Origin of the sequence: Occallatibacter sp. (assembly GCF_049802275.1) — a bacterium.
Taxonomy (GTDB): Bacteria; Acidobacteriota; Terriglobia; order Terriglobales; family Acidobacteriaceae; genus Telmatobacter.
The window spans coordinates 1-6,277 of the sequence record NZ_JBARMD010000231.1; the positions used below are offsets into that span (position 1 = coordinate 1).

6 protein-coding genes are annotated in these 6,277 nt (G+C 60.1%); all 6 read right to left on the reverse strand.

From position 1 onward, the window contains the following. Positions 1-699 (reverse strand): 2,3,4,5-tetrahydropyridine-2,6-dicarboxylate N-succinyltransferase (locus tag WA354_RS08140; protein ID WP_472812504.1); only part of this gene is annotated, 699 nt, incomplete at its 3' end. A gap of 135 nt (positions 700-834) precedes the next feature. Next, a complete protein-coding gene (locus tag WA354_RS08145; protein ID WP_472812505.1) occupies positions 835-1,188 on the reverse strand; it encodes a hypothetical protein in 354 nt (117 codons plus the stop codon). Positions 1,189-1,524: 336 nt separating this feature from the next. Continuing rightward, positions 1,525-2,715, reverse strand: coding sequence for a DegT/DnrJ/EryC1/StrS family aminotransferase (locus WA354_RS08150; RefSeq protein WP_472812506.1), 1,191 nt, complete (start codon positions 2,713-2,715; stop codon positions 1,525-1,527). 66 nt (positions 2,716-2,781) lie between these two features. After that, on the reverse strand, positions 2,782-3,966 hold the full coding sequence (neuC, locus tag WA354_RS08155; RefSeq protein WP_472812507.1) for a UDP-N-acetylglucosamine 2-epimerase: 1,185 nt from the start codon (positions 3,964-3,966) through the stop codon (positions 2,782-2,784). Then, on the reverse strand, positions 3,959-5,056 hold the full coding sequence (locus WA354_RS08160; RefSeq protein WP_472812508.1) for an SDR family NAD(P)-dependent oxidoreductase: 1,098 nt from the start codon (positions 5,054-5,056) through the stop codon (positions 3,959-3,961). The genes neuC and WA354_RS08160 overlap by 8 nt, the downstream gene beginning before the upstream one ends. Positions 5,057-5,103: 47 nt before the next feature. Further along, a partial coding sequence (locus tag WA354_RS08165) for a hypothetical protein (RefSeq protein ID WP_472812509.1) occupies positions 5,104-6,277 on the reverse strand: 1,174 nt, incomplete at its 5' end.

Below are 6,277 nucleotides of genomic sequence, written 5' to 3' on the forward strand. Positions count from 1 at the left end.
GATGATGAGAGGCCTGTCGATGGTAGCGCGGATGGTCGCGCCATTGACGAGATCGAAGACGGGCGTGCCGCGGGTGAGGATGGTTCCGGGGGCTAGGACGGCTCCGGCGCGAACAATGGTGCCTTCGTAGACGCCGCAATTGCCGCCCACCAGGACGTCGTCTTCGATGATGACGGGGCTGGCGTTGATGGGCTCGAGGACTCCGCCAATCTGGGCGGCGGCGCTCAAGTGTACACGCTTGCCGATTTGCGCGCAGGAGCCGACGAGCGCGTGGGAATCGACCATCGTGCCTTCGTCGACCCAGGAACCTGTGTTGATGTAGCTGGGTGGAACGCAGACGACTCCGCGAGCGATGTAGGCGCCTGCGCGGATGGAGGAGCCCCCCATCACAACGCGAATACCGTCGTCTGCGGTGAAGTGGCGGACTGGATAGGTGTGCTTGTCGACAAAAGAGAGCGCGCCGGCGGGAAAGTCCTGGAGAGTGCCAATGCGGAAACCGAGAAGGATGCCTTTTTTGACCCAGGTGTTGACACGCCAACCGGTGGGTGCTGCCGGATCAGGTGAGGCGGATCGGAGTGCGCCGCTTTCGAGCGCGTCCCGGAGCGCAAGGAAGGCTTCCATAGCGGCTGGATCGTTGATTGCAGAGGCGCCGGACGCAAAGTGACGCTCAATGGCTTGTTCGAGTTGGCTGGGATTCATTCGTATTGAGTTTAACAAGGCTCGTTCACTCGGCACGGCAGGAGAGGCCTTTGTGAATCGAGCGAGGGTCTTTCCAAAAACAAGAACGGCGCCAAGGTGACTGGCGCCGTTTGCGAATAGATAGATAGTGCGTGGCTATGCGGCAGAAACGGCCTTGACAGCAGAAACAGCCTTGGCGGGAGGTCGAGGCGCCACGGACATTGGCTGCAGCTGGAAGGAATTGTTGCCGGCCGGGATCATGGCGATCGGGACGTTGCGGTTGGCGGTGCCGTGGAGATTCTTGGATTCGAGCCAAGCGCAGAGCCTGGGATCGTAGATTTCGGGTTGGCCTTGCCAGAAGTCGGGCTTGAGGCCGCATTGGATGCGGAGATGCCCGAGTTGCAGTTCGATGTTTTGCGTGCCTTTCGGGAAATAGCGGTGAACGTTATCGGTTCCCACGTTCAATCCGGTGACGCCGTGACCTTTGCGCTGTGTTTTAACAACCATCATGTACCTGCTTTGGATATTGGGTGAGAGTAAATCGACGAGAGGTGGAATGGCCACATCCGAGATCGATTGCTGACGTTTTCTGTCCCTCATAGGGAAAGAAGTGACTGCCGAAACCAAATTGGGCTATCGGCTGCAATACCTTATCTATTTGGTAGCGGGCCGGCCTATCCGGCTGCGAATCGGTTGTCGTACCTTGTGTGCTCTTCGCTCTGCAGAACGGCCTACACACGCTCTCAATGAATAAGGATGCGAGTGTCAGTTGACGGGGTTGTTTATGCGAAAAGAATTTCTGGAGAAATCTTAGGGTGCGCGTCGACGAGTAGTGGGGGTGCAGGCCTAACCATTCAATATCAATGATTTGCGAATGGCGAAGGTAACTTTTTCCTGCTGAGCGGAAGTGATACGAGTGAAAAATGGGAGCGCCAGAACACGAGATCCGACGGATTCGGTGACTGGAAGACGGGGGGAGGCCGTAAGACATTCGTGCCACGCAGGTTGCGCGTGGATGGGTGCGAAATAAGTTGCACTGGCAATGCCGTGCTGAGCAAGGGACGCCTGAATGCGAGTGCGATTGGCGGTTTCGGGGAGGCGAACGACGAAGACGAACCAGCTGATCTCTTTGTCAGGCAGGGTGAGCGATGGTAACTCAAGCCCGGGAATGCCACCGAGGAGAACGTGGTAGCGTTCGGCGGCAGCGCGACGGAGGCCGAGGATCTCGCCGATCCGGCTGAGCTGGACACGGCCAAGGGCGCACGCGATGTCAGACAGGCGGTAGTTGAAACCGATGGCGGGGTGGTGAAGCCAATCGACGTCTTTCGCAGTTTCATCGATCGGAGCAGTATTTGGATTTCTGCCTTCCACCCCATCGACAAAGACCTGTCGCTGGAGTTCCCGGCCTTGATTGCGAAGGCTCCGGAGTCGGTCGGCGTGGCCCTGGGTGTGGGCGAGGACAGCCCCGCCTTCTCCGGTAGTGATCTGCTTGTTGGGGTAGAAGCCGAAGACGGCGAGGTCGCCGAACGAGCCGACGCGGCGACCATCAAGTTCAGCACCGATGGCTTCGCAGGCGTCTTCAATGATTACCAGGTTGTGGTGCGTGGCGAGAGTGCGAAGGGCAAACATCTCGGCAGGGAGGCCGAAGGTGTGGACGACGATGATGGCGCGGGTGCGTGGGGTTAGGACTCGTTCGACGGTGGCGGGAGTGAGGTTGAGAGTGAGCGGGTCGATGTCGGCGAAGACGGGCGTGGCGCGGACGTGCAGAACTGCGTTGGCGACCGCAATGAACGCGAATGATGGAACGATGACCTCGTCGCCGTCGCCTATGCCAAGAGTGAGCAATGCCATGTGAAGGCCTGCGGTGCCGCTGCTGACGGCGATGGCGTGGGGGACGGAGTGATAGCTGGCGAGTGCCGATTCGAAGGCGACGAGTTCAGGGCCGAGGCTGAGGTGGGGAGTGCGCAGGACGGCGGTGACGGCGTCGATTTCTGCTTCGGTGATATCGGGCGCGGAGAGCGGGATGGTCGGAGTCACAGTGCCTGTTCGGTTGAGTGGATCAGCGAGTTAGCGGTGCTGCGCACCTGTTAGCAAGTTAGCAAGTCAGCGAGGTTTTCGGCTTGGGAGCGGAGACGGCTGCTTGATCAGGAGATTCTCCAGGGAAACCGTGGCGAGAACGTGTGCGATGGCTTTGGCTGCGTTGCCGTTGCCATAAGGATTGGCGATGCCGCGAAGCTTTTTGCGGAATGCGGGAGAGAGTGCGCGTTTGAGTGCAATGGTTATGGCCGCCGTATCGGCGGGGACGTCGAGGATGTTGCGGGCGCGCTCGCGGCCTTGCTGGCGCATGCCGACGTTGACGGTGGGAAGGGCGAAGGAAGCTGCCTCCATGATGCCGCTGGAGGAGTTGCCGATTACCACGTCGACCTGGCCGAGCAGGCTCCAGTAGGTCACGGCATCGAGGTTGATGTGGATGTGCGTGCGGGGGCGAGAGACGGCGAGGGCGCGCGTGCGATTGATGAGCTGATGGCTACCGGCGTCGGCGTTGGGGTAGACAAAGATGAGCTGACCGGGAACTTCGGCGAGCGCAGCGAAGAATGCGTCGGCTTCGGCGTTGGTGTCGCGCAGGATGGTGACGGGATGCCACGCAGCGAGGATGGCAGGTGATTGGAGCTTGAGGCCGAGGCGTGACTCGAGTGCGGCGCGGTCCAGGAGTTTCGATCGGCGCAGGTGATCGAGTGAGGGCGCGCCGGCGTGATGAACCCGCCAGGGTTCCTCGCCCATGGCTATGACGCGGCGACGAGCCGTGTCGGTTGAAGTGAAGTGGATGTGGGCGAGCTTGGTGAGGGCGTTGCGTACCTGGTCATCGATGGCGCCCTGGCTGACTTCGCCGCCTTCAATGTGGGCGATCGGAATGCGGAGGGCAAGTGCGACGCTGGCGGGAGCCATCATCTCGTAGCGGTCGGCGATGAGAAGCATCAAGTCGGGGCGCCAGGAGGAGAGTGTGTCAGCGAGCGAGAGGATGGCGACGCCGATGGTTTTGGCCATGCCGGTATCGGTGTCGGAGCTGAGGAGACACTCGATGCGCGCCTTGATGGGGAAGCCTTCGCGCTCGATTTCGGCGATGGTGTTGCCGAATTCAGGGGAGAGATGCGGGCCGAGGGCGATGACGCCGAGTTCGACGTCAGGGCGTGCGGCTAGTTCGCGAAGAGGCCAGTAGAGATGGCTGTAATCGGCGCGCGAGGTGGTGACGACGGCAATTTTTCTTGTAGCTTTAGGTGACTTACCCATTGGAAACCTGCCCGCTGGAACTGTGCGCAAGAACGGCTTCGCTCGGTGTGTAGTCCGGGACCAGAACACGAAGTGCGGCGAGCGCAGCGGCCAGATCGCGCGATTCAACGGCATTGCGCAAAGTGGCAAGCTGAGCCTGAAACTGGCTCCGTGCGATGGAGGGTGAGTCGAGAAGGATGAGGCCATTCACATTGGCAGGGTGCGGCGTTTCGCTTCCAGACCAGAGTTGCTCGGATTCCTTGTCTCCCGCACGAAGGCGGCTGAATTCGATGGCGACGTTGTGGTTTGGGGCGAGAGTTCGAGCCATGAAGCGGGCAAGGTCGCTGATGAAATACAGGGCTGAGAGTTGCGGGACGAAGAGCGCAGGACAGCGTGAATCGGCTGCGGCCGCAATCAGGAGGCCAACGGCTTCAGCAATGGTGAGGAAGTAGCGACGCGCTCCGGGATCGGTGACCGTGAGTGGAAGACCTGCGGCGATTTGCCGGGCCAAGACCTCGACGACGCTGCCATGGGAAGAGAGAACATTTCCGAGACGAAGGACCACTCCACCGCGGTTGAGAACGATTTGTTCGGCGACCCTCTTGGTCGCACCCATGATGGAGGCTGGGGCGACAGCTTTGTCGGTGGACAGAAGCACGACGCGGGTATTGCACATGGATGCCGAGGCGATAAGTGTCTCGGTGGCAAGAACGTTGTTGCCTATGGCAGCGAGAGGCTGTTCTTCGTTGATCGGAACGTGCTTGTAAGCGGCTGCGTGAAAGAGGATGCGCGGACGGTGGAGCGAAAAAATCTCGTCGAGGAGCGAGCGGTCCGCGACATTGCCGAGGTAAAAGGTTGCGCTGTCGGCAACGTTGGCATGGGCGAAGTCCTGTTGAAGATCGTGGAGACGGCCTTCAGAGGATTCGAGAAGGATGATGCGGGCACCAGCGGACGCAAGTCGGAGAGCCAGCGCGGAACCGATAGAGCCTCCTGCACCGGTAACGAGGATGGGGTAACGGACGAGGGATGAGACTGCATCCGGCGACGGCGCAGGGAGTGGCGGGCGCGCGAGGAACCTATGCCAGTCGATATGCACGAGGGCCGGAATCACAACTCGAAGTATAAATTGTGGATGGTGCGGCATTGGATGTGCCCATTCTAGGGCTGGGAATCCAGCGGTGCAGCGGAGCACGAAACCTGGGTGTACCAGGCGGCATTGAGGCGGCCGGGACGGAGTTCGAGGCAAACCTGATCGCCGGCGGATGCCTTGTCGTAGATCGCCTTGGATACGCCGAGGCTGCTCGGTTGCTCGACCGGGCCCCACGGCTCGAGTTCAAGGTAAAAGGACCGCGAGCGGCCTGTGGTGTAGTGCTTGCCAACGACATGCGCGACGTAGCGAGTGGGTGTTGATTCATCACCCACGGCGTCCGCGACAACAACCAGGCCGTAGCTCGAGAGCATGCCGAAGAGAAGCAGAGCAAAGAAGGTGCGGGCTGGCGATGAGCTTTCGAAGAGCGGGTGGTAGAACGCGGCGATATAAGCAAAGGTGAGGAAGGCGATGACGATGCCGACTGATTGCAGGGAAACGAAGTGAATGCCGCGAGCACGAATCATCAATCCGAAGCCGGCGACTATCAACGCATAGAGAAGTTCCGCGCGCGGGTCGTCCTTCCGGCGGAAAACAGTGTAGAGCAGGGGAGAGCGGTGAATCATGAAGGCGAGCACGACGGGCACCGCTGCCAGGACTACCGAGAACGAAACGTACAGCGCTGGAATGCCGTAATTAGCGGCGACGGCGGCAGCGAGGGCGATCACCAGCGCGAAGATGCTATAGGTCTTGGCCTGGGCTAGAGCAGCCAGGCGGTCCTGGGGAGTGACGCCCAGGTCTTCCCGCTGAGAGATCTTTTCGAGCAACTGGTCGCGATAGCGCTTGTCGAGGTCAGGAACCTTTCGCATCCAGGCGTCGAAGGCTTCATCTTTATCGAAATAGTTGTGAAGGGTGAGGGTGCCGCGTCCGTTGTTTAGATAAAACAGTGTATATTTCCCATTCTGCGAACCGACAGTGCGACGGCCTTCGATTTCGTTCAAGTCGGCGAAATGGTCGGTGAAGGCTCCCCGGATTTCGATGCGAGTGCTCTCGATGATGACCCGAGAGCGCCTCGCGAGTGCAATGAGATAGATGCCGAAGCCGAAAAAGACGGCGGCCATCATAACCGGGAGCGCCCAACTCGTGCCCCTGAGTGCCAGGGCGCACATCAGGATACCGCCGGCGACGAAGGGCGAGCCGAGAATAAGGAGGAACGAGCGATACCAGGCCTTCATCTGGTATTCG

What these genes read in the sequence shown, in the direction of transcription:
- neuC (WP_472812507.1), bottom strand. Translation starts at nt 3,966, where the DNA reads ATGGGTAAGTCACCTAAAGCTACAAGAAAAATTGCCGTCGTCACCACC.
- WA354_RS08145 (WP_472812505.1), bottom strand. Translation starts at nt 1,188, where the DNA reads ATGATGGTTGTTAAAACACAGCGCAAAGGTCACGGCGTCACCGGATTG.